Genomic DNA, 22,640 nt, shown 5'->3' on the forward strand with positions numbered 1-22,640 from the left:
GCTTCCTCAGTAAAGTCGGTCCTGCCACGCGCGGGGCGCGAGCCAGGTGATCTGGTCGGGCGATCGGGCATCGATCGCGCCGTTCTTCACGGCAGCAAGCACGGCCTGCTGCATTGCATTCCAGCTGTCGGCGGTCGCGCCGATGCGCGCGCCGAGCCGGTTGTTGTGCGCATCCATCGCACGCGAGGGGCTCCCTTTCCCGCCCCGCTCCATCACCGCCGTCACCCAGTCCACGCAGCGCGGCGACAGGGTGTAGGCGACGATCGCGCTGGCGAGCGAGTGACGGTACGCATCGGCGGGACCGTTGCGACCACCCGGCAGGTCGGCCTGGAACCAGTGCGCGTAGGTCGCCGTCAGCACGAACGCGGGATAGACACCAAGCAGCACCGCAACAACGAACAACTTGCGCCAGAGGCGCTTGCGGGTCGGCTTGGCGACTACGGCCTTCACTTCGCCTGTTGCATCGAAGCGACGAAGCGATCGAACAGCGGGCCCACGTCGTGCGGACCGGGGCTCGCTTCAGGATGACCCTGGAAGCTGAAGGCCGGCGCGTCGGTGAGTTCGATGCCCTGGTTGCTGCCATCGAACAGCGAGCGGTGGGTCACGCGCACGTTGGCGGGCAACGTCGTTTCATCGACCGCGAAGCCGTGGTTCTGCGAGGTGATCATCACGCGACCGCCGGTCAGGTCCTGCACCGGGTGATTCGCGCCGTGATGGCCAAACTTCATCTTCATCGTCTTCGCACCGCTGGCGAGGCCGAGCAGCTGGTGGCCGAGGCAGATGCCGAAGGTCGGGATCTTCTTGTCGACGAATTCCTTGATCGCGGCGATCGCGTAGTCGCACGGTTCCGGATCGCCGGGACCGTTGGACAGGAACACGCCATCCGGATTCATCGCCAGCACGTCGGCGGCGGGCGTCTGCGCCGGCACCACGCTGACGCGGCAGCCGCGCTCGGCGAGCATGCGCAGGATGTTGTGCTTGACGCCGAAGTCGTAGGCGACGACGTGGTGCTTCGGCTCGGCCTGCACGAACACGTTGTTGTCGAGGTCGAGCTGGCCGTCACGCCATTCGTAGGCGCTGGTCGTGGTGACGACCTTCGCCAGGTCCATGCCCTTGAGGCCGGGGAACTTGCGCGCGGCTTCCAGCGCCTTGGCCACGTCGATCTCGCCGGCCATCAGCGCGCCGTTCTGGGCGCCGGTGTCGCGCAGCAGGCGGGTCAGCTTGCGGGTGTCGATGTCTGAGATGGCGACGATGCCGCGCTTGGCCAGCCACTCGGGCATCGAGACCTGGCTGCGCCAGTTGCTCGGGCGGCGCGGCACGTTGCGCACGATCAGGCCGGAGGCCCAGACCTGGCCGGCCTCGTCGTCCTGGTCGGTCATGCCGGTGTTGCCGACGTGCGGGTACGTCAGGGTGACGATCTGGCGGGCATAGGAGGGATCGGTGAGGATCTCCTGGTAGCCGGTGATGGCGGTGTTGAACACCACCTCGCCGACCGAAAGGCCGGGCGCGCCTGCGGAAATGCCCTCGAAGATGGTGCCGTCTTCGAGCGCAAGGATTGCGGGTTGGGTCACGGGGATCGCCTTGGCAGCTTGGGGGACTGATCCCGGGCTGGCAGTCCCGAATCTGGCGGCTTGGCCAAACGCAGGTTGCAGCAAACCGCGGACTCGGGTCAGTACCGGTCCGACGGATGGGGTTCAGGCGAGCGAGAATTGTAGCGGCGCAGGCACCGATACGCCAGCGCGAATTTCGCGCCAGCGGCTCGTCCTTGCGGCTTCAGGCGAAGGCGCTTTTCAGGCGGTGGCGCTTTCGGAAGCCGACCCGGCGGCAGGCGCCGCGGCCGCAGTGGGCGCGAGGGTCGCCTTCAGCTTGCCCATGACCTGGTGGATCGCGTCGTCGAACGCCGTCTCGGCTTCACGCAACTGCACGCGCCCCAGCCGGGCCATCGCCGCCAGTTCCTCGGCGGAGGCCACCAGCACGCGGATGCCGCGCCGGTTCACGAACAGCAGGCGGGAGGAGATCGGGCTGATCCAGGAGACCTTGGCGGGCTCGACCCGGCCGCTTTCGCTGGTCAGCTGCAGCCAGGTGCCGACTTCGAGCGCCCGCATCCGTTCGGCCATGTCCGGATCGAAATCCAGCCCGTCCTTGCCGGCCACGACCCGCAGCTCGGAAGGATCGGCTGGCGGTTCCGGAGCCGCCGCCACGGGCGAGACCGGAAGCGGCTCGGCGATCGCATCGACGTTCTCTCCCGCCGACACGCGCTGCAGGGTCCGCTGCAGGCTGGCGATGACCTCGTCGGCCGCGTGCCCCTGGATGCCGGAGCTCTCCAGGATCGCCAGCAGCGTGCCCCGCGGCATTTCCGGCAGGCGGTCGACCGGCACGCCCAGCTCGGCATGATCGAAGCTCACCATCAGCGCCGTCAGTGCGTTGACGGCGTCGGCGAACTTCGGCGAATCCTTGCCTTCGCGCAGCACGATCTGGGTGAGGTGGTGCGCGGTGTACTGGTTGATGAAGGCATCGAACGCCGGCGGCAGCTCGCGCGTATCGCGGCTGATCGCGAGGTCCACCGACACGCTCTCGCGGGCCTGTTCGAGCCGCTCCTTGCCGCGCTGCGCTTCCGCCGCGCGACGCTCGGTGACTTCGATGCGCTTGCGGTGCTGCTCCATGAACGACCGCAGTTCCTGCTCGAGCGTTTCGAAGATGGCGATGTCTTCGTTGAACTCGGCCACGAGGCGGTCGATGATCGTATCGACGCGGGCCATGAGTTCGCGTTCCTGCGGGCTTTCGCCGCGATTGCCTTCGCTGGCCTCGGCCACCGCATTGAGCAGGCGGCGGGCCGGGTGCGCCTTGTACAGGAACAGGCGGCGGTCCTTGACCGCGACCTTGATATACGGCACCAGCAGGCGATTGATCTTGCCGCGCACGTCGGCTTCGAAATGGCGCTCGTCCAGCATCACGTCGAACAGCATGCCGACGAGGTCGACGGCATCCTCGTCCACGTTCGACAGGCTGATGTTGTCGCCGCCCATGCCCATGCGGCGCGCCGCGGAGAGCAGGTCGCGGCGCAGCTGTTCGGCCAGCGGAATGCGCGAGTCGGACGGCCCCTGGACTTCCGGGCGCGGCGGCTCCCGCTGCAGCAGCGAGAGCACGTTCATCACGTCCGAGGTGCTCATGCTGACGCCGCCCTCGGTGTCGCGGTTGGGATGCATGGCCTGGCGCCAGGTCTGCAGCAGGCCGAGCAGGCTGGAGAACATCGCCTGGTCGCCCGCCCCGGTCATGCCGAACTGGCTGGCGACGGCACTCGCCACGGCCACCGTCGCCGGGTCGGCGACGCCCTGCGCTTCGCCCGGCTGGGTGGGCTGCGGCAGCGGTTCGGCACGCTTGGTCGGCTTGATGTGCGGCAGGATGCCCGCCGAGACCAGGCCGGAATTGAGCCGGTCGTACAACGGCGCGAGCGCGGTGGAGAGTTCGCGCTCGAAGAACTTGTAGACGACGACGCGGACGGCGGTGCTGACGTCGAGTGCGGCAAGCGAGCCGCCGAGCGCGTCGGCGAGGAATTTGGGCCCCACCGGGTTGTCGCGGGCGGCCAGCATCGGGCGCTCGGTCAGCGCGGCCAGGCGCTTGTCGAGCAACTCCAGCGCCGGCGCGTGGTACCGGCCGAGCACGTCGATCACCTGTTCGGTGGCGAGCTGCTCTTCGAGCGCTTCATCCGACACCAGGCTCAGCGAGGAGGCATCGACGGCGCGCGTCGCCATCGGCGCTTCCTGCAGCTTGCGGAAGCCGGCCGCGAGCGACTGGTCGAAACGTTGCGCGATCTGCGCACGGGCGCGGCGGAGGTCGCGCAGCGCGGTGAGTTCCGCACCGGCGCCATTGCTGCTGCTGTCGAACAGGTAGTCGTCGGCACGGCGCAGGATGCGCTCGAGCGCCAGGCCCAACTGCTCCTGGCTGATGCGCTGCATGGCGGTGAGCAGCAACTGTGGATCGCGGCTTCCTGCCGGGAATGAATCTCCTTGCATTGTCATGCGTTGTCCCCCGGTTCAGTCGCCATCCTAGCGACCCGCTCAAACGGCGAGGTGACGCAGTTCATGAAGCGGATCTTCACGCTCCGTCGACGCAGGAGTCGAGCTGCGGAACGTGCGATGCGTCACATTCCACAGCCCCCGTCAGCCGAGCAGATCGCGCAGCCGGTATTCGCCGGGCGCCCGCCCCGCCAGTCGCGACGCGGCATGCAGCGCGCCGCGGGCGAAGATGTCGCGGTTGGTGGCGCGGTGGACCAGTTCGATCCGTTCGCCCAGCGAGGCGAACTGGACCAGGTGCTCGCCGACGATGTCGCCCGCGCGCAGCGACGCGTAGCGCGGCGCCGCCCCGCCCCGCTCCGCCGACGCGCCCAGGGCGAGCGCGGTGCCGGACGGCGCGTCCTTCTTGTGGACGTGGTGGGACTCGACGATGTCGCAGTCCCAGCCCGACAAGGCCGCCGCGGCCCGCTCCACCAGATCGCTGAGCACGGCGACGCCGAGGCTGAAGTTCGCCGACCACAGCACCGGAATCTCGGTCGCCGCCGCATGCAATTCCTCCTGCTGCGACGCGGACAGCCCGGTCGTGCCGGACACGAGCGCGGCACGGCGCGAACGACAGGTCGCGAGGACGGCGTCGAAGGCTTCGGGCAGGCTGAAATCAATGGCGGCGTCGAATTCGGGCACGCCGCCCAGCTCGCTCGATGCGAATTGCGGCACGCCATCGACCACGCGCGCTGCCACCTTGCGCGACACGGCGGCCACGACCTGGATCTCCGGGCGTTCGCCTGCGAGCCGCAGCAATGCCTGGCCCATGCGGCCCGATGCGCCGTGGATGATGATGCGGACAGGGGTATTCATGCGCGCAGGCTAACCGCTCGCACGCTTCCTGCCCAGCAGGTCGCGCTCACCGGAGTGTCGTCGTCGGATTCGTCCACGCCAAATGCAAACGGCCCCAACGGGGCCGCTTGCGTGGCACATGCCGTGCCGCTTACGAAGTCATCCGGTCCCAGAAGCCCTTGACGCCATCGATGAACGTCGACGAGCGCGGGGAATGCTTGCGCGCCCCGTCGCCGACGAAGGTCGTTTCGAACTTCTCCAGCAGCTCGCGCTGCTCCGCGGTGAGGTTCACCGGCGTCTCCACCACTACACGGCAATACAGGTCGCCCGGCGCGCGGCTGCGCACCGACTTCACGCCGCGGTCGCGCAGGCGGAACTGCTTGCCGGTCTGGGTCTCGGAAGGAATGCGCAGCTCGACTTCGCCGTCGAGGGTGGGCACCCGCACGATGTCGCCCAGCGCGGCCTGGGAAATGCGGATCGGCACGTCGCAATGCAGGTCGTCGCCGTCGCGCTCGAAGATCTCGTGCGGGCGCACGCGGATCTCCACGTAGAGATCGCCCGGCGGCGCTCCCGCCGGCCCCGCTTCGCCCTCGCCCGCCAGGCGGATGCGGTCGCCGTTGTCGACGCCGGCCGGCACCTTGACCTGCAGGTGCTTGGTGCGTTCCACGCGACCCTGCCCATGGCAATCGCCGCAGGGACTGGTGATGGTCTTGCCGCGGCCGCCGCAATGCGGACAGGTCTGCTGCATGGAGAAGATGCCGCGCTGGAAGCGCACCTGGCCGTGCCCATGGCAGGTGCCGCAGTTCTCGAGCTTGCCGTCGGCCGAACCCGTGCCCTTGCAGCTGTCGCATTCGTCGAGCGTGGGAATCTCGATCTGCTTCTCGACCCCGCCCACCGCTTCTTCCAGCGACAGCTCCATCACGTAGCCGATGTCGGCACCGCGACGCGGGCCGCGCGCGCCGGCGCCGCCCCCGAAGATATTGCCGAAGATGTCACCGAAGATGTCGCCCATGTCGGCATACGCGCCGGCACCGCCACCGCCGCCACCCATGCCGTGTTCGAACGCGGCATGGCCGTGCTGGTCGTACATGCGGCGCTTGGAGCCCTCGGAGAGCACTTCGTAAGCCTCCTTGCACTCCTTGAACGAGGCCTCGGCGGCGTGGTCGCCCGGATTGCGGTCCGGGTGGTACTTCATCGCGCAGCGACGGTAGGCCTTCTTCAGGTCTTCGTCGCTGGCGTCGCGGGCCACGCCCAGGACTTCGTAGTAATCGCGCTTGCTCATCGGTGCTGCCGTCGTTCCCCAGTGCTTCCAAACACCGACGGGCAGGCCTGGGCCTGCCCGTCGTATGACCTATCGCCTATCGCGTCGGCCTCAGGACTTCTTGTCGTCCTTGACCTCGGTGAACTCGGCGTCGACCACGTCGTCCGAGGACGGGCCACCGGCCGCGCCGGCACCCATGTCCGGACCCGGCTGGCCGGCGGAAGCGGCGGCGAACAGCGACTGCGCGGCTTCCTCCAGCACCTTCGACTTGGCCTCGATCTGCGCCTTGTCGTCGCCGCGCATCGCGGTCTCGAGTTCGGCGATCGCGCCCTCGGCGCGACCGATCACGTCGCCCGGCACCTTGTCGCCGTTGTCCTTGATCGCGCTGCGCGCAGCGTGGATCAGGCCGTCGGCGTGGTTGCGGGCCTGCACCAGTTCGTGGAACTTCTTGTCCTCTTCGCGGTGCGCCTCGGCGTCCTGCACCATCTTGTTGATCTCGTCCTCGGACAGGCCGGAACCGGCCTTGATCTCGACCTTCTGTTCCTTGCCGGTCTTCTTGTCCTTGGCAGTCACGTGGACGATGCCGTTGGCGTCGATGTCGAACGAGACTTCCACCTGCGGCATGCCGCGCGGCGCCGGCTCGATGCCGGACAGGTCGAAGCGGGCCAGCGACTTGTTGTAGCGGGCCTGTTCGCGCTCGCCCTGCAGCACGTGCACGGTCACGGCGGACTGGTTGTCCTCGGCGGTCGAGAAGGTCTGCGACGCCTTGGTCGGCACCGTGGTGTTCTTCTCGATGATCTTGGTGAACACGCCGCCCAGGGTCTCGATGCCCAGCGACAGCGGGGTCACGTCGAGCAGCAGCACGTCCTTGACGTCGCCCTGCAGCACGCCGCCCTGGATCGCGGCGCCGACGGCCACGGCTTCATCCGGGTTGACGTCCTTGCGCGGCTCCTTGCCGAAGAAGTCGGTGACGGCCTGCTGCACCTTCGGCATGCGGGTCTGGCCGCCGACGAGGATCACTTCCGAGATCTCGCTGGCGCGCAGGCCGGCATCGTTCAGCGCGATGCGGCAGGGTTCGATGGTCTTCTTGACCAGGTCCTCGACCAGGGCTTCGAGCTTGGCGCGCGTCAGCTTGATGTTGAGGTGCTTGGGGCCGCTCGCATCGGCGGTGACGTACGGCAGGTTCACTTCGGTCTGCTGCGCGGAGGAGAGCTCGATCTTGGCGCGCTCGGCCGCGTCCTTCAGGCGCTGCAGGGCCAGGTGGTCCTTGCGCAGGTCGATGCCCTGGTCCTTGTTGAACTCTTCGACGAGGTAGTCGATGACGCGCTTGTCGAAGTCTTCGCCGCCCAGGAAGGTGTCGCCGTTGGTCGACAGCACTTCGACCTGCATTTCGCCGTCGACGGAAGCGATCTCGATGATCGACACGTCGAAGGTGCCGCCGCCGAGGTCGTACACGGCCACCTTGCGGTCGCCGCCCTTCTTGTCCATGCCGTAGGCCAGCGCGGCTGCGGTCGGCTCGTTGATGATGCGCTTGACGTCGAGGCCGGCGATCTTGCCGGCGTCCTTGGTCGCCTGGCGCTGGCTGTCGTTGAAGTAGGCCGGCACGGTGATGACGGCTTCGGTGACGGTTTCGCCCAGGTAGGCTTCGGCCGTCTTCTTCATCTTGGCCAGCACTTCGGCGGAGATCTGCTGCGGCGCCATCTTCTTGCCGTCGGCGGTCTCCACCCACGCGTCGCCGTTGTCGTGCTGGGTGATCTTGTACGGGACCAGGCCGATGTCCTTCTGCACTTCGGCGTCGGTGAACTTGCGGCCGATCAGGCGCTTCACCGCGTAGAAGGTGTTCTTGGGGTTGGTGACGGCCTGGCGCTTGGCCGAGGCGCCGACCAGCACTTCGCCGTCCTTGGTGAACGCGACGATCGAAGGCGTGGTGCGGTCGCCTTCGGCGTTCTCGATGACGCGGGCCTTGCCGCCTTCCATGACCGCAACGCACGAATTCGTGGTGCCCAGGTCGATGCCGATGATCTTTGCCATTGGTGGTTCCTCTCGCGAATCTGTTCGTTATGGCGGTACGCGACCGCTGATGTGCGCTATCTGGGGGATCGCTTTGCCCGGTTCAAGGGTTCGGGCGCGCTCCGCGTTCAGTCGTGCTTGCTGACGGTCACCAGTGCCGGGCGCAGCAGCCGCTCGTTCAGCAGCCAGCCCTTCTGGTAGACCTGCACGACGTGGCCCGGCGCGTGGCCGTCGCCATCGACCATGCTCATGGCCTGGTGGTGTTCCGGGTTGAAGGGCTGGCCCACCGGGTCCACGGCGACCAGGCCGTTGTCGGTGGCGACCTTGAGCAGCTGCCGCAGCGTCAGCTCCATGCCTTCGCGCAGGTGCTGCGCGGTGTCGGCCTTGACCGAGAGGCCGGCCTCGAGGCTGTCGATCACCGGCAGCAGGTCGCCGAGCAGGCGCTCGTTGGCGAACTTGCGCGCGGTCTCGATGTCGCGGGCCAGGCGCTTGCGCTGGTTCTCGAGTTCGGCGCGTTCGCGCAGCGACTCTTCGCGCAAGCGGTTCATTTCGGCTTGCAGCGTCTCGAGCTCCGATACGGAGTTGGCGGCGGTGGTGTCGGAAGTTGCGGCGGAATTCTCGCCGGTGGCGTCGGGCATCGGTTCGGTCGTCATCGTGAGCGTGGTCTGGCCTTGCGCGAAGTGCGCACCCGGCTGCAATGGGGCCGGGCTCGGACCGATTCAAGCGCCCGCCTTCATCCGCGGACGACGCCCCATCAGGGGCGCGGGCGTCAGGGGATGGCGTCGGGCGCGCTGGGGTGGATGGCCGCGCCCAGCGCCTCGGCGGCCGCCTGGACCACGGGAATCACGCGGTCGTAGGCCATGCGGCTGGGACCGATCACGCCCAGCACCCCCAGCACCCTGCCCCCGGCCGCATACGGCGCGGTGACCAGCGACATGCCTTCCAGCGGGGCCAGGCCGGTCTCTTCGCCGATGAAGATGCGTACCCCGGGTGCGCGGACGGTGCGCTCGAGCAATTGCAGGATCTCGCGCTTGCGGGCGAAGGCGTCGAACAGGTCGCGCAGGCGGTCGAGGTCGGACAGCTCCTGCACGCCCATCAGCCTGGTCTGCCCGGCCAGCACCATGTCGTCGTGACTGGGCGCCAGGACCTGCTCGGCCAGCTCCACCGAGCGGGCCAGCAGGGCTCCCATCTCGTCGCGGGCGTTGCGCAGTTCGTGCAACAGGTGGGCGCGGATGTCCGGCAGCGTGCGGCCGGCAAAATGCGCATTGAGGTAGTTGGCGACCCGTTCCAGCTCGCTGGCGTCGTACGGGCGCCGGGTCTGGATGATCCGGTTCTGCACCTCGTTGTCGGCGAACACCAGGATCGCCAGCACCCGCTGCGCGTCCAGCGGCACGAATTCGATGCGGCGGAAGGCGAACTGCTCGCGCCGCGGCACGCTCACCACGCCGACGAAGTGGGTCATCGCCGAGAGCAGCTCGGAGGCGCTGTCCAGCAGCGCCTGGGTGCCCGAGCCGCTGGGCAGCTCGCTGCGCAGCTTGGCGATTTCGCCCTCGGGCAAGGGCCGGACCTGCAGCAGCGAATCGACGAACAGCCGGTACCCCTGTGCCGTCGGGATGCGACCGGCGGAGGTGTGCGGCGCGCTCAGCAGGCCGATTTCCTCCAGGTCCGACAGGATGTTGCGGATGGTCGCCGCGCTCACGTCCAGGCCGGCATGCCGGGCCAGGGTCTGCGACCCGACCGGCTCGCCGCTCTGGATGTAGCGGCCGATCAGCGTGCGCAGCAGATGCCGCGCGCGCGGATCGAGGCTGGCGAGATCGGAGGGATGGCGGCTCATGCAGGGGATATAAAGCCGCTACCCGGCCGGCGCAAGCCGTGGCCGGACACCTGTTTCGGTTTGTGAGACGCAGCGCGGATATGAAAGGAGGCCTGACCTGCCCGCCTTCTTCCGCAACTGTCGCCGCTTACAATCCGCCCATGCTCGCCCACCTCGCCATCAAGGATTTCGCCGTCGTCCGCAGCGCCGAGCTGGATTTCGGCCGCGGCCTCACCGTCATTTCCGGCGAAACCGGCGCGGGCAAGTCGCTGCTGGTCGATGCGCTCGGCCTGCTGTCCGGCCTGCGCGCCGACAGCGGCGTGGTCCGGCACGGCGCCGAACGCGCGGAACTCACCGCGCAGTTCGCCCTCGACGACGCCTCGCCGGCGCTGGCCTGGCTGCGCGAGAACGAACTCGACGAAGGCGACGGCGACCTGGCCTGCCAGTGGTTTACCTGTCAAATACGTCGCGTTATCCGCGCCGATGGCGGTTCGCGCGCCTGGATCAACGGCCGCCCGGCGACAGTCACCCAGTTGGCCGAACTCGCGGGCCTGCTGGTGGAGATCCACGGCCAGCACGAACACCAGGCCTTGCTCGCACGCGCCAGCCAGTTGGCCCTGCTGGACGCCTACGGCCGCACCGAGCATGAGCTGGCCGCCGTCGCCGGTGCCGCCCGGGCATGGAGCGAGCTGACCCAGGAGCGCGCCACCCTACTCGCGCAGGGCGATGTCTCCGACCGCATCAGCTGGCTCGAACACCAGTTCGCCGAGCTGGACCGGGAAACGCTGGATGCCGATTCGTTGGCGAAGCTGCACGCCGACCACCGGCGTCACGCCCATGCGGCGGGACTGATCGCGGCCTGCGACAGCGCCTTCGCCCAGCTGGGTGGCGACGAAGGCCCGTCGCTGACCCGCGCCCTGCACCACGTCCGCGGCGAATTGCAGCGCGTGGCCGAGCACGAACCGCGCCTCAACGACATCGGTGCCATGCTCGACGAGGCTGCCATCCAGATCGACGAGGCGCTCGTCCTGCTCGACCGCGTCCGCGGCGACCTCGACGTGGACCCGGACGCGTTCGCATCGCTGGAACGCCGCATCGGCCGCATCCACGAGCTGTCGCGCAAGCACCGCGTGCCGGCCGAACAACTCGCCGGCCAACGCGATTCGATCGCGGAAGAACTCGAGCGCCTGCGTGGCGCCGACGAACGCCTGCAGCAACTCGACGCAGAGATCGCCGGGGCCCACGCGCACTGGCGCACGGCCGCCGACGCGCTGGGCGCGCGGCGCCGCACCGCGGCCGAGGCCCTGTCGAAGGACACCACCGCGCTGATCGGCGAACTCGGCATGGGCGGCGGCCGCTTCGAGATCGCCTTGGAGCCGAACGACAGCGAACGCCCCGACCCGCAGGGCGCCGAGCGCGCCGAGTTCCTGGTCGCCGCGAATCTGGGCCAGCCGCCGCGGCCGCTGCGCAAGGTCGCCTCGGGCGGCGAGCTGTCGCGCATCTCGCTGGCCATCGAAGTCGCCGCGCTGGGCCTGGATGCCGTGCCGACGATGGTGTTCGACGAGGTCGATTCGGGCATCGGCGGTGGCGTCGCCGAAATCGTCGGGCAGAAGCTGCGCGCCCTGGGCGCCTCGCGCCAGGTCCTGTGCGTGACCCACCAGCCGCAGGTCGCCGCGCAGGGACACGCGCACTACCGCGTCAGCAAGGCGGCGAGCGAAGGCGTTACCCAGAGCGCGGTGCAGTCGCTCGACGCGAAGCAGCGCGAGGAAGAACTGGCGCGCATGCTCGGTGGCGTGGAGATGACCCGCGAAGCGCGGGCAGCGGCGAAGCGGTTGCTGGCGGATGTGGAGTAGTTGCCGAAGGCCGGCGATTCGATGACGCCGCGCGCTGCGGCGCGTTCATCGGTTTCGTGGCGGATGGTCTACCGCGGCGCCTTCTTCCGCACATAGAGCACCAGCGAGTGCTCTTCGATCTCGTAGCCGTGCTGCGCGGCGATCTTGCGTTGCAGTTCCTCGATCTCGGCGCTTTCGAACTCGGTGATCTTGCCGGTATCGATGTCGACCATGTGGTCGTGGTGGTGCCCGCGGTCCAGCTCGTAGACCGACTGGCCGGCTTCGAAGTTGTGCTTCAGCACGAGCCCCGCGGCCTCGAACTGCGTCAGCACCCGGTAGACCGTGGCCAGGCCGATATCCTCGCCGTGCTCGAGCAGGTTGCGGTAGATGTCCTCGGCGGTCATGTGCCGCGGCTTGGCCTGTTCCAGCAATCCCAGGATCCGCAGGCGCGGATGGGTCACCTTGAGGCCGGCATTGCGAAGGTCTTCGGATTCCATGGCTTTCCTGGTCGTTGCGCCGGCCGCGATCGTGGCGCGGGATCGCTGGCGTCGCCGGCGATCATCGGGCCGGAACGGCGTATGAACACGTCATCGTCCGGGCTGCGTGACGATGGCTTCAGTGTATCATCGGCCCCTGATTCTACTGCCCGCTGTCGCGAAGAACCCGATGCGCAAGCTCCTGCTGGTCCTCATCGTCGCCCTGTCCACCGCGGGTTGCGGCATCCTCTACAAGCAGCCGATCTACCAGGGCAACCTGCTGGAAAAGACCAACGTCGACCAGCTGCAGGCCGGCATGAGCAGGCAGCAGGTGCTGGTGTTGCTGGGCACGCCTTCGATCGCGGACCCCTTCCACCAGGATCGCTGGGACTACACCGCCACCCAGCGCGTGGGCCGCATCGGCCGCACCGAGATCAAGAACCTCACCCTGCATTTCGAGAACGACACCCTCGCCCGCTGGGAAGGCGATTACTTCCCGGAGCAGGACGAGGAACTGGCCCGCGCCGCGCCGCGACAGTTCGGCCGCAACCTGGCCAAGGACAAGGACAAGAAGCGCCGCCGCTGAGCCAGCGTTGGCAGCAAGACGAAAAAAGCGGAGCGAAGGCTCCGCTTTTTTGTTTCCGCGCTTCCACCATGCCGTGATTATTTCTTCGGCAAGCGCCGGCGTTCCTCGACGCGTTGCCGGCGCGCGTCCTTGGGATCGGCCTGCAGCGGCCGCAGCAGCTCCACGCGATCGCCATCGTGCAAGGCGGCGTCCGCGTCGATGCGTTGACCGAACACGGCATAGCCGACGACTTCGGGATCATCGCCCCACCCCGCCATCGCGACCGCGGCACGCACGCTGGCATCCGCCGGCAGCTCCAGGTTGATCCGCTCGAAGCGGCGCGGCCAGGCCCGCACCAGCTCGACTTTCACGGCACCGCGCCCGAATCGGCGTTGGCCGAATCCGCGTCCGCCGAATCGGCGATGCGCACGAAGTCGTCGACCATGCGGTCGGCCAGGCTCTGGAATCCGACCGCCAGCGCCGGTCCCAGCAGCTTCACCGTCGGTTCGAAGTCGAGGGTGAGCGTGACCTTGCACGCGGATTCGTCGAGGGAATGGAATTCCCAGCGCCCCGTCAGCTTGCGGAACGGCCCGTCCACCAGCTTCAGGTCGATGTGGTGCGGCGCCTTCAGCGTGTTGTGCGTCGTGAACCAGGTGCGCAGCGCCCCCAGCCCGAGGTCGAGCCGGGCCAGCATGTGTTCGTCGTCGGCTTCGAGCACCTGCGCGGCTTCGCACCAGTCGAAGCGGCGCGGATAGGCGGCCACGTCGTTGACCAGCGCGAACATGCGCGCGGCCGAATGCTCGACGAGGGCGGAACGGCGGATCGTGGGCATCGGCTTGGGCAGTGCGTTCCGGTCGGTGCCAGCGCGCCGCCAGCGTGTGACAATGGCGCGATGGCAAAGAATTCCAGCAACAAGACCGGGAAGGATAAAGGAAAGGCGGCCAAGGGCGGCGGCGAGGCGGTGAAAACCATCGCGCTGAACAAGCGCTCCCGCCACGAGTACCACCTGGAAGAACGCTTCGAGGCCGGCCTGGTCCTGCAGGGCTGGGAGCTCAAGGCGATCCGCGCCGGTCGCGCCAACATCGTCGACGCCTACGCGATGATCCGCGAGGGCGAGATGTTCCTGTACGGCTCGCAGATCACCCCGCTGATCTCCGCGTCGACACACGTGGTCACCGAGGACCGCCGCACCCGCAAGCTGCTGCTGCACCGGCGCGAGATCGACCGGCTGATCGGTCGCGTGCAGCGCGAGGGCTACACCGTCGTGCTCACCGCGCTGTACTGGAAGGGCAACAAGGTCAAGGCCGAAGTCGCGCTCGCCAAGGGCAAGCAGACCCACGACAAGCGCGAAGCCAGCAAGGAGCGCGACTGGGCCCGCGAGAAGCAGCGGGCGATGCGCCGGCACAACAAGGACGCGTAACCGGCCGCGCCAACGTCAGGCTGCACCTGCAGTCAGGCCGGCGGTGCCGGTGACTGCATGGCCGCAGGCTCGCCTGCCTCGGGCAAGGTGAAGTAGAACACCGCGCCCTCGCCCTCGCGCCCCTCGGCACGGATGCGCCCACCGTGCCGCTCGACGATCCGCCTGACCGACGCCAGGCCGATGCCGTGGCCGCTGAACTCCTCCTGCTGGTGCAGGCGCTGGAACGGCCGGAACAGCTTGTCGACGTAGACCTGCGCGAAGCCGGCGCCGTTGTCGCGGACGTAGAACTCGGTTTCGTCCCCCGGCAGGTCGACCGCGCCGAATTCGATCATGGCCTGCTCGCGGCCGCGGGTGAACTTCCACGCATTGCCCAGCAGGTTGCCCAGCAGGTTGCGCAGCAACGCGGCATCGCCCACCGCCGCGAGTCCGGGCATGACCCGCACGGCGAGCTCGCGACCGGGATCGCCCGCACGCAGTTCGTCGACGACCTCCAGGGCCATGCGGCTGAGGTCGACCGATTCGCGCTGCAACGCCGCGCGTCCCAGGCGCGAGATCTGCAGGATGGCGTCGATCAGTTCGCCCATGCGCATCGCGGCCTTGCGCACGCGCCGCAGGTAGTCGCGACCGCCTTCGTCGAGCTGGTGCTCGTAACGCTCGATGAGCACCCGGCTGAAGCCGTCGATCGAGCGCAGCGGCGCACGCAGGTCGTGCGACACGCTGTAGGCGAACGCCTCCAGTTCCTGGTTGGCCTGGCTGAGCTCGCGCGTGCGCATGGCCACGCGCGCCTCGAGCGTACGGTTCAGTGCCTGCACGCGCGCCTGTGCGCGCACGCGTTCGGTGACGTCTTCGACCTGCACCAGTCCGGTGATGTCCTGCCCCACCTTGCCGTGGACCGGCGCGAAGGTCAGCTGCGCCTGCCGCGGCAGGTCGCCTTCGCGCCGGAGGTGCCGGGTGACGCGATGCACGCCGTCGGCATCGGTCACGCCGTCGTCGTGCTGGGAGAAATCGCCCTCCTCGAACAGCGACTCGAACGTACGCCCCACCAGTGATTCCACCGTGCTTCCGACGATGCGGCCCAACGCGGGGTTAGCTTCCACGATGCGTCCTTCGCTGTCGAGCAGCGCCTTGCCGATCGCCGAGTACGTCATCGAACTGCGGAAGCGCTGCTCGCTGCGCCGGTAGTCCTCGGTCATCCTGCGCGCGATCACGTTGGCGCGGTCTTCCGTGCGCGCCAGCGACCAGGCGATGCCGTACATGAGCAGGCTGGCAAACAACCCCAGCGCCAGCATGTTCTCCAGGCCCTTCAGGCGCGGCGCCGCCACCGCTTCTGGCGGCGAATCGAATTCGAGCCGCCAGCGGCGTCCGTACACGTCCAGCGTCGCCTGGTGGTGGAACAGCGCGTCTGGGTCCGCAGCCTTTCGTGCAAACACGAGGCGGTCGCCCTGGCCGACGTCGAAGATGCGCAGCCCCAGCTCCCCGTACTCGCTTCCCAGGCTGGCATCGACGTGACGGCCGATGTCGAACGGCAGATACACCCAGCCCTGCATCGACAGTTCGCGCGCCGCCGCCGTCCGCGGGCGATCCCCGGCGCGATACACCGGTATGAACAGCATCAGCGCGCCGTCGTCGCCCGATGCGGGACTGCTCAGGCGAGCCGTCCCTGTTTCCAGGGCCGATTGCAGGGCTTCTTTGCCGGCGGGAGTTTCGAACAGGTCCAGGCCGACGACCGCCACGTTCTCGACCGTGCGCGGCTCCAGGTACAGGATCGGCGCATAGCGCGCGCGCATGCCGTGCGGCCGTACGTTGAGCTGCCCGTAGCCGGATTCGCGCCATTCGATCTGCAGGTCATCGAGGCGATTGCTGCTGACGTAGCCGACGAAGCCGAGCCCCTTCACCGCGGGAAAGCGCGGGTGGAGGCTCATGCTGCCGACGTAGTCCGCCCACTGCTGCGGGGTGGGTCGCGCCATCGATGCGAACAACGCGGTGCCGCCGCGGGCCACCAGTTCGTAGTACGCCAACCGCTGGTCGAGGCGATCGGCGATCTCCGCGGTATGCGCCTCGAACCGCGCCTGCGCGGCGCGCAACTCGCGCTCGCGCGCGTAGTACCAGGCCAGCAGCACCAGGATCAGCGACCCCGCCAGCACCAGCAGCGCCAGCAGGTAACTGCCGCGGGGCATCAGGCCGGAGGCGGCGCGTTCCGAAGTATCGGGCTCGGGGGTCCCCATCGGCCAAGCATACAAGTCCCGTGCCGCCACGCGGCTTGCGGTCGCGCACGAAAAAGCCCGCCGAAGCGGGCCGTTTCGTGAAGTGACTGGGGATGGCCTATTCCGATGCAGCAATTGGCTAGGCCACTCACGGGCCTTCAAATCAGCCAGGTGGAGGTTTGGCAGTCCGCACCCCAAGGACGCCAGTGGACCGGGCAAGCCGATGCCTCTGCAGCAACCGGTAGGCCGCCGGGATGACCAGCATCGACAGCAGCGGCGCACTGAGCATGCCGCCGACCATGGGCGCCGCGATGCGCTGCATCACCTCGGACCCGGCGCCGCCGCCGATCATGATCGGAAGCAGGCCGGCCAGGATCACCGCCACGGTCATGGCTTTCGGCCGTACCCGCTGCACCGCGCCTTCGCGGATGGCGGCATCCAGTTCGGCCTCGCCCGCGTTCGGATGGGCGGCGAGCTGCCGCTCCCAGGCCTGGCGCAGGTACAACAGCATGATGATGCCGAACTCGGCGGCGACGCCCGCCAGGGCGATGAAGCCGATCAGCGTGGCCACCGACACCGCGTGGCCCATCGCCCAGATCAGCCACAGGCCGCCCACCAGCGCGAGCGGCAGGCTGAGCATGATGATCGCGGCCTCCGATGCGCGGCGGAACACCAGGTAGATCAGGCCGAAGATGATCGCCAGCGTGGCCGGCACGACGATGCGCAGACGCTCGCTGGCACGCTTGAGGTACTCGTACTGTCCCGACCAGCCCACGGCGTAGCCCGCGGGGAGCGGTACCTGCCGGGCGACCGCGCGTTGCAGGTCGGCGACCACCGAGCCGAGATCGCGGCCGGCGACGTCGACGTACACGTAATTGCTCAGGCGCGCGTTGTCGCTGCGCAGCATCGGCGGCCCCTCGCTGACACCGAGATCGGCCACCTGACCCAGGGTCAGTTGCACGCCATTGGGCGCGAGCAGCGGCAACTGGGCCAGAACGGCCGGCGAATCGCGCAACGCGCGCGGGTAGCGCACGACCACGGGGTAGCGTTCGCGCGCCTGGATGGTTTCCGCGACCGGCTCACCGCCGACGACCGTCGCGATCAACCGCTGCACGTCGGCCTGGCTCAAGCCGTAACGCGCCGCGACGTCGGGCTTCACCTTCACGTCGAGGTAGCGCCCGCCGGCGATGCGTTCGGCCAGCGCCGAGCTCACGCCGGGCACCGTGCGCGCCACCTGTTCGATGCGATCGCTCAGTCGCGCCAGCACCGCGATATCCGGGCCACTCACCTTGATGCCGATCGGACTCTTGATGCCCGTCGCCAGCATGTCGATGCGATTGCGGATCGGCGGAACGAACAGATTGGTCAGACCCGGGACCTTCACCGCGCGGTCGAGTTCCTCGCGCAGCTTCGCGGGCGTCATGCCCGGCCGCCATTGGCTGCGCGGCTTGAAGGTCACCGTGGTCTCGAACATCTCCAGCGGCGCAGGATCGGTGGCGGTCTCCGCCCGGCCGGCCTTGCCGAAGACGTGGTCCACCTCGGGCACCGTCTTGAGCATGCGGTCGGTCAACTGCAGCAACTGGCTCGCCTTGCCGGCCGACAGCCCGGGCAGCGCGGAGGGCATGTACAACAACGGCCCCTCGTCCAGCGGCGGCATGAATTCGCTGCCCAGGCGCAGCAGCGGGATCGCGCTCAGCAGCAGCGCGACGCCGGCCAACCCCAGCGTCGCCCGCGGGAAGCGCAGCACCGCATCCAGCAGCGGACGGTACAGCGCGATCAGCGCGCGGTTGAGCGGATTGTCCTGTTCGGAACGGATGTGGCCGCGGATCAGGTAGCCCATCAGCACCGGGATCAGCGTGATCGCCAGACCGGCCGCCGCCGCCATCGCGTAGGTCTTGGTGTAGGCCAGGGGCGAGAACAGCCGCCCTTCCTGCGCCTGCAGGGCGAACACCGGCACGAACGACAGCGTGATCACCAGCAGGCTGACGAACAGCGCCGGGCCGACTTCGCTGGCCGAATCCGCCATCAGCTGCCAGCGCTCGCCACCGTCCGGCTCCCGTCCGCGTTCCTCGCGAAACTGCTCCAGATGCTTGTGCGCGTTCTCGATCATCACCACGGCCGCGTCGACCATCGCGCCGATGGCGATGGCGATGCCGCCCAGCGACAGCAGGTTCGCGGTGATGCCCTGGTAGTGCATCACGATGAAGGCTGCGAGCACCCCCAGGGGCAAGGTGATCACCGCCACCAGGGAGGAGCGCACGTGCCACAGGAACAGCGCGCAGACCAGCGCGACGACGAGGAACTCCTCGCCGAGCTTGTGGGTGAGGTTGCGCACCGCTTCGCGGATCAGCTCGGAGCGGTCGTAGGTCGGCACAATCTCCACGCCCGGGGGCAGGCTCGCCTTCAGGTCCGCCAGCCTGGCCTTTACCGCCTCGATCGCGGCCAGCGCGCTCTTGCCCGAGCGCAGGATGATCACGCCGCCGGCGACTTCGCCCTCGCCGTCGAGCTCGGCGATGCCGCGGCGCAGCGTGGGTCCACGCTGCACCGACGCCACGTCCCGCAGCAGGACCGGTACGCCGTCGGCACCGGTCGTGACGGGCACGCGCTCGAAGTCGTCGCGCGAGCGCAGGTAGCCCTCGCTGCGCACGATGAACTCGGCTTCGCCCTGCTCGATCACCGAGCCGCCGGTGGCGCCGTTGGCGGCCTGGATCGCGGCCACCAGCTGGTTGATCGTGATACCCCGCGCCGCCAACGCCTGCGGATCCGGCACGACCTGCCACGCCTGCACCATGCCGCCGATGCTCGCGACTTCGGCGACGTCCGGCACGGTCTTCAGGTCATAGCGCAGGAACCAGTCCTGGAGCGCGCGCAGCTGGCCGAGGTCGTGCTTTCCCGTGCGATCGACAAGCGCGTATTCGTAGATCCAGCCCAGGCCGGTGGCGTCGGGTCCGATCGACGGGCTGACCTGTGCCGGCAAGCGATCGCGTACCTGGCTCAGGTACTCGAGCACGCGCGAGCGTGCCCAGTACAGATCGGTCTTGTCGTCGAACAGCACGTAGACGAACGAGTCGCCGAAGAACGAGAAGCCGCGCACTGCCTTGACCCCGGGCACCGACAGCATCGTGGTGGTCAATGGATAGGTGACCTGGTCCTCGATGATGCGCGGCGTCTGACCGGGCCATTCGGTGCGGATGATGACCTGGGTGTCGGAAAGGTCGGGCAAGGCATCGAGCGGCGTCCGGGCGACCGACCAGATGCCGGCGATGGCCAGCGCGATGGCCGCCACCAGCACGAACACACGGTTGGCGATGGAAGCGTGGATGATGCGCGCGATCATGATTGCGCCTCCGCAGCTTCCACGTCGCGGACCGTGCACGCCGGATCGGCGCCGGGCGCGAACTTCGGCACCAGCTGCATCTCCATGAAAGGCGATTTGCCCGGCTGGTCGAAATGCCGGTCCGGCACCATCGGGTCGTACCAATAGAGCACGCGGCACTGCCGCGGTTTCGGCGCGGTCGGGGCTGTGCTCGCGGGCGGCGCAATCGTGGGCGCCGCGGCTGGCGGCTCCCGATGCGACGCCGTGGGCGGCGATGCGGCCGGCCGGCTCATGCCCGGCATGCCGGGCATGACGTCGCTGGGCAGCTTCGCTTCGTCGTCGGTGGAGGCCTCCGCAGCATCTACGTTGAGGCGTTCGAGCGCGCCGGAGAGGCTGGCCTCCGAGTCGATCAGGAACTGGCCCGAAGCCACGACCCGTTCGCCGCCCTGCAAGCCGGCGAGGATCTCGGTCATGCCCTCGCCACTGCGTCCGGTTTGCACGCGCACCGGGCGGAAGCTGTCGTCGGCGTCGAGCACGATCACCCGCGCCTGTGTTCCGGCACCGATCAGCGCATCCGTCGGCACCAGCACGTGCGCCACGCCTGCCGCAGGTTGCAGGGCGACCTGCGCGAACATGCCGGGCGCGAGTGCGCCATCAGGGTTGTCGAGCACGATGCGCGCCCGCTGCGCGCGGCTGGCCGCATCCACCTGCGGCAACAGGGCCTCCACGCGACCGTGGAAGGTTGCGCCGGGCCGGGCATCGACGGTGGCGCTCACCGGCGTTCCTGCCTGGATGCCGGCGCTGGTGCTCTGCGGGATCGCGGCTTCCAGCCAGACGGTGCGCGTGCCGTTGATGCGGAACAACAGCGTGCCCATCGGAACCGCCTGCCCTTCACGCGCGCCGATCTCGCTGACCACGCCGGCCACGGGCGACGTCAACGTGATACGACCGCTACCGGTACCGCTGCCCGCGGGCAATCCCAGCGCGCGCAGCCGCGCGTTGGCGGCGGACCGCAATTCGCGCCCGCTGGAGGAGCGGGCGCTGCCCAACGCACTCGCCTCGGCGATGGCGGTGTTCCAACTGGGCGCGATCAGGCTCGCCAGCGGTTGTCCGGCGCGGACCGATTCGAAGGGCGCGCGGACGTGCAGCCGCTCGACGATGGCGTCGACGCGCGCACTGACGACGCGTTCCTGGCGCAGGTCCCAAGCTATGACGCCAGGCACGCGGACCGCGCTCTGCAGTTGGCCGCGCTTCACCTCGACGGTGCGAATGCCGACGTTCTGGCGTACATCCGGGGCAATGGCAACGCCACCGGTGCGCGCCTCGCCGGCGTACTTCGGCACCAGCTGCATTTCCATGAAAGGCGACTTGCCCGGCTTGTCGAAATGCTGGTCGGGCACCATCGGGTCGTACCAGTACAACGCCTGGCGCGCGTCGGGCGCGCCGGCTGCAGGCATCGACGTACCGCCGCGGGAGTGGCCCCACCAGTAGCCAAGGCCCACCGCGCCCAGCAGGGCGATCCCGCCGAATGCGATGGCGATGAAACGAGGAGCACGGGTCACGGTTGCTTCTCCGTCGGCAGCAGGAAGGCCAACGCGGCCCAGGCACGGCCCAGTTCGCCGAGGTGTTCGGCGTGGGCCAGGTGGACATCGAGTTCGTCGCGGCGGGCGTTGAGCCACGGCTGCAGGTCGCCGCCGGCGCGGTAGGCGGCCAGCGCGGTCGCACTGCGGTCCTGCGCGAGCGGCAGCAGCGAGTCTTCGTGCAAGGCGACCTGGCGCTTGAGCCCTTCCCATCGGGCCATATCGGCGCGAACGCGCGCCGCTTCCTGCCGGCGCAGATCCTCGCGCGTGGCCAGCGCGGCCTGGTATTCCGCTTCACGCGCCGCCACGCCACGGTCCTGCCGGTTGCGACTGAACAAAGGCAGGCCGATGCCGACTTCGAACGTGATCATGTCGCTGCGTTGGCCGGAACGTTGGCCGTACTTGGCACCGATGCTCCAGTCGGGGCGTTTGTCGGCGCGGGCCACGACGATTGCAGCCGCAGCGGTTTCCACCTGCGCGGTCGCCGGCAACAGCGGCGCGACGCGATCGACCGAGGCCAGCAACTGCGCTTCCGGCGTGGGTAGCGTGTCGAAGTTGGGGGCGACGTCGCTCACCTCGATGGACGCATCGCCCAACCAGCGCGCCAGCCCTGCCTCCGCGGACGCCTGCTCCGCACGCGCAGCCTCGATGCGATTGTCCAGCTCCAATAGCGCCGCCTGCGTGGCGAGCGCGTCGCTGACCGCTTCACCTCCACCGGCCACGCGCGCCTTGGACACCTTGACGGCCAAGGCAGCCTGCTCACGCAGCTGCTGCAGTGCGAACAGCTCGCGCCGCGCCGTCCAGACCGCGATCCAGGCTTCGGCGGTGGCGCGCCGCACGGTCAGCGCCTCGGCATCGGCCTGCGCGCTCGCCTCGTCGATCTGGCGATCGGCGAAGGCTCGGCGTGCAGTGCGCTTCGCCCGCGACGGAAGCTCCTGCCGCAGGCCAATCGTCTTCATGGTCATGTCGTCGACGCGCGCGTCGAAGGCGTCGCTTCCGGTCACAGGCAGGTTCTCGATGCCGACCGACAGCGTCGGATCCGGCAATGCGCCAGCACGCGCGGCTTCTTCTCGCGCAGCCGAGACCCCGGCCTGGCGCGCTGCAAGCATCGGGGCTCGTTCGCTCGCGAGGCGCAGCGCCTCGGGCAACGTCAGCCCGGAAGAGGCGGCCCATGCCGCCAGGGGCGCGGCAATCACGGCCACGCACAGAGTGCTGGAGAGCGCGCACTTGCACGCCCAGCGAAAACGATTGAGTCGGGAATTCATGACGCCTCCGAAACGAACAGGACAACGCACGCGACGCATCGGCGCCGG

18 protein-coding genes are annotated in these 22,640 nt (G+C 68.7%); 3 read left to right on the forward strand and 15 right to left on the reverse strand.

What is annotated here, in order from left to right:
* Positions 1–6: 6 nt before the first annotated feature.
* The 8 genes from H8B22_RS00305 to hrcA form a co-directional block, all read right to left on the reverse strand.
* The gene (locus tag H8B22_RS00305; RefSeq protein ID WP_187712187.1) at positions 7–450 is read right to left on the reverse strand and encodes a DUF6973 domain-containing protein; all 444 of its coding nucleotides are present in this window, start codon (positions 448–450) and stop codon (positions 7–9) included.
* Positions 447–1,571, reverse strand: a complete 1,125-nt coding sequence (gene carA / locus H8B22_RS00310; RefSeq protein WP_187712188.1) for a glutamine-hydrolyzing carbamoyl-phosphate synthase small subunit — start codon at positions 1,569–1,571, stop codon at positions 447–449. Before carA ends, H8B22_RS00305 begins: the two co-directional genes overlap by 4 nt.
* A 219-nt stretch (positions 1,572–1,790) precedes the next feature.
* The gene (locus tag H8B22_RS00315; RefSeq protein ID WP_187712189.1) at positions 1,791–3,971 is read right to left on the reverse strand and encodes a DUF1631 family protein; all 2,181 of its coding nucleotides are present in this window, start codon (positions 3,969–3,971) and stop codon (positions 1,791–1,793) included.
* A 189-nt stretch (positions 3,972–4,160) separates the two neighbouring features.
* Entirely contained in the window at positions 4,161–4,871 is a 711-nt protein-coding gene (dapB, locus tag H8B22_RS00320) for a 4-hydroxy-tetrahydrodipicolinate reductase (protein WP_187712190.1), read from the reverse strand.
* Positions 4,872–5,001: 130 nt separating this feature from the next.
* Positions 5,002–6,132 (reverse strand): molecular chaperone DnaJ, encoded by a 1,131-nt coding sequence (gene dnaJ / locus H8B22_RS00325; RefSeq protein WP_187712191.1) that lies wholly within the window; start codon positions 6,130–6,132, stop codon positions 5,002–5,004.
* Positions 6,133–6,222: 90 nt separating this feature from the next.
* Entirely contained in the window at positions 6,223–8,142 is a 1,920-nt protein-coding gene (dnaK, locus tag H8B22_RS00330; RefSeq protein ID WP_187712192.1) for a molecular chaperone DnaK, read from the reverse strand.
* 107 nt (positions 8,143–8,249) lie between these two features.
* The gene (grpE, locus tag H8B22_RS00335; protein ID WP_343204062.1) at positions 8,250–8,774 is read right to left on the reverse strand and encodes a nucleotide exchange factor GrpE; all 525 of its coding nucleotides are present in this window, start codon (positions 8,772–8,774) and stop codon (positions 8,250–8,252) included.
* Between the two features lie 116 nt (positions 8,775–8,890).
* On the reverse strand, positions 8,891–9,955 hold the full coding sequence (gene hrcA, locus H8B22_RS00340) for a heat-inducible transcriptional repressor HrcA (RefSeq protein ID WP_187712193.1): 1,065 nt from the start codon (positions 9,953–9,955) through the stop codon (positions 8,891–8,893).
* A 140-nt stretch (positions 9,956–10,095) separates the two neighbouring features.
* Here hrcA and recN point away from each other — a divergent pair, with 140 nt between their 5' ends.
* Positions 10,096–11,787, forward strand: a complete 1,692-nt coding sequence (gene recN / locus H8B22_RS00345; RefSeq protein ID WP_187712194.1) for a DNA repair protein RecN — start codon at positions 10,096–10,098, stop codon at positions 11,785–11,787.
* A 68-nt stretch (positions 11,788–11,855) separates the two neighbouring features.
* Here the strand turns inward: recN and fur are convergent, their stop codons facing one another.
* Positions 11,856–12,263: a ferric iron uptake transcriptional regulator gene (gene fur / locus H8B22_RS00350; RefSeq protein WP_187712195.1), complete on the reverse strand. Its 408-nt coding sequence runs from the start codon at positions 12,261–12,263 to the stop codon at positions 11,856–11,858.
* Between the two features lie 169 nt (positions 12,264–12,432).
* Here fur and H8B22_RS00355 point away from each other — a divergent pair, with 169 nt between their 5' ends.
* Positions 12,433–12,828, forward strand: coding sequence for an outer membrane protein assembly factor BamE (locus H8B22_RS00355; RefSeq protein WP_187712196.1), 396 nt, complete (start codon positions 12,433–12,435; stop codon positions 12,826–12,828).
* A gap of 77 nt (positions 12,829–12,905) precedes the next feature.
* Here the strand turns inward: H8B22_RS00355 and H8B22_RS00360 are convergent, their stop codons facing one another.
* Together H8B22_RS00360 and H8B22_RS00365 are read right to left on the reverse strand one after the other, a co-directional pair.
* Entirely contained in the window at positions 12,906–13,178 is a 273-nt protein-coding gene (locus tag H8B22_RS00360; protein ID WP_187712197.1) for an RnfH family protein, read from the reverse strand.
* Complete coding sequence (locus tag H8B22_RS00365) at positions 13,175–13,639, reverse strand: type II toxin-antitoxin system RatA family toxin (protein ID WP_187712198.1); 465 nt, start codon at positions 13,637–13,639, stop codon at positions 13,175–13,177. Before H8B22_RS00365 ends, H8B22_RS00360 begins: the two co-directional genes overlap by 4 nt.
* Before the next feature lie 60 nt (positions 13,640–13,699).
* Here H8B22_RS00365 and smpB point away from each other — a divergent pair, with 60 nt between their 5' ends.
* Complete coding sequence (gene smpB / locus H8B22_RS00370) at positions 13,700–14,227, forward strand: SsrA-binding protein SmpB (protein WP_187712199.1); 528 nt, start codon at positions 13,700–13,702, stop codon at positions 14,225–14,227.
* 32 nt (positions 14,228–14,259) lie between these two features.
* Here smpB and H8B22_RS00375 read toward each other — a convergent pair whose 3' ends face one another.
* The 4 genes from H8B22_RS00375 to H8B22_RS14790 form a co-directional block, all read right to left on the reverse strand.
* Complete coding sequence (locus tag H8B22_RS00375; protein ID WP_187712200.1) at positions 14,260–16,452, reverse strand: CHASE domain-containing protein; 2,193 nt, start codon at positions 16,450–16,452, stop codon at positions 14,260–14,262.
* A gap of 142 nt (positions 16,453–16,594) precedes the next feature.
* Positions 16,595–19,768 carry an efflux RND transporter permease subunit gene (locus H8B22_RS00380; protein WP_187712201.1) on the reverse strand — a complete coding sequence of 1,058 codons (3,174 nt, stop codon included), beginning with the start codon at positions 19,766–19,768 and terminating at the stop codon, positions 16,595–16,597.
* Positions 19,765–21,309, reverse strand: a complete 1,545-nt coding sequence (locus H8B22_RS15025) for an efflux RND transporter periplasmic adaptor subunit (RefSeq protein ID WP_455423535.1) — start codon at positions 21,307–21,309, stop codon at positions 19,765–19,767. The genes H8B22_RS00380 and H8B22_RS15025 overlap by 4 nt, the downstream gene beginning before the upstream one ends.
* Complete coding sequence (locus H8B22_RS14790; protein WP_225876227.1) at positions 21,306–22,631, reverse strand: TolC family protein; 1,326 nt, start codon at positions 22,629–22,631, stop codon at positions 21,306–21,308. The genes H8B22_RS15025 and H8B22_RS14790 overlap by 4 nt, the downstream gene beginning before the upstream one ends.
* Positions 22,632–22,640 lie beyond the last annotated feature (9 nt).

This window comes from Lysobacter terrestris (genome assembly GCF_014489475.1).
GTDB lineage: Bacteria > Pseudomonadota > Gammaproteobacteria > Xanthomonadales > Xanthomonadaceae > Agrilutibacter > Agrilutibacter terrestris.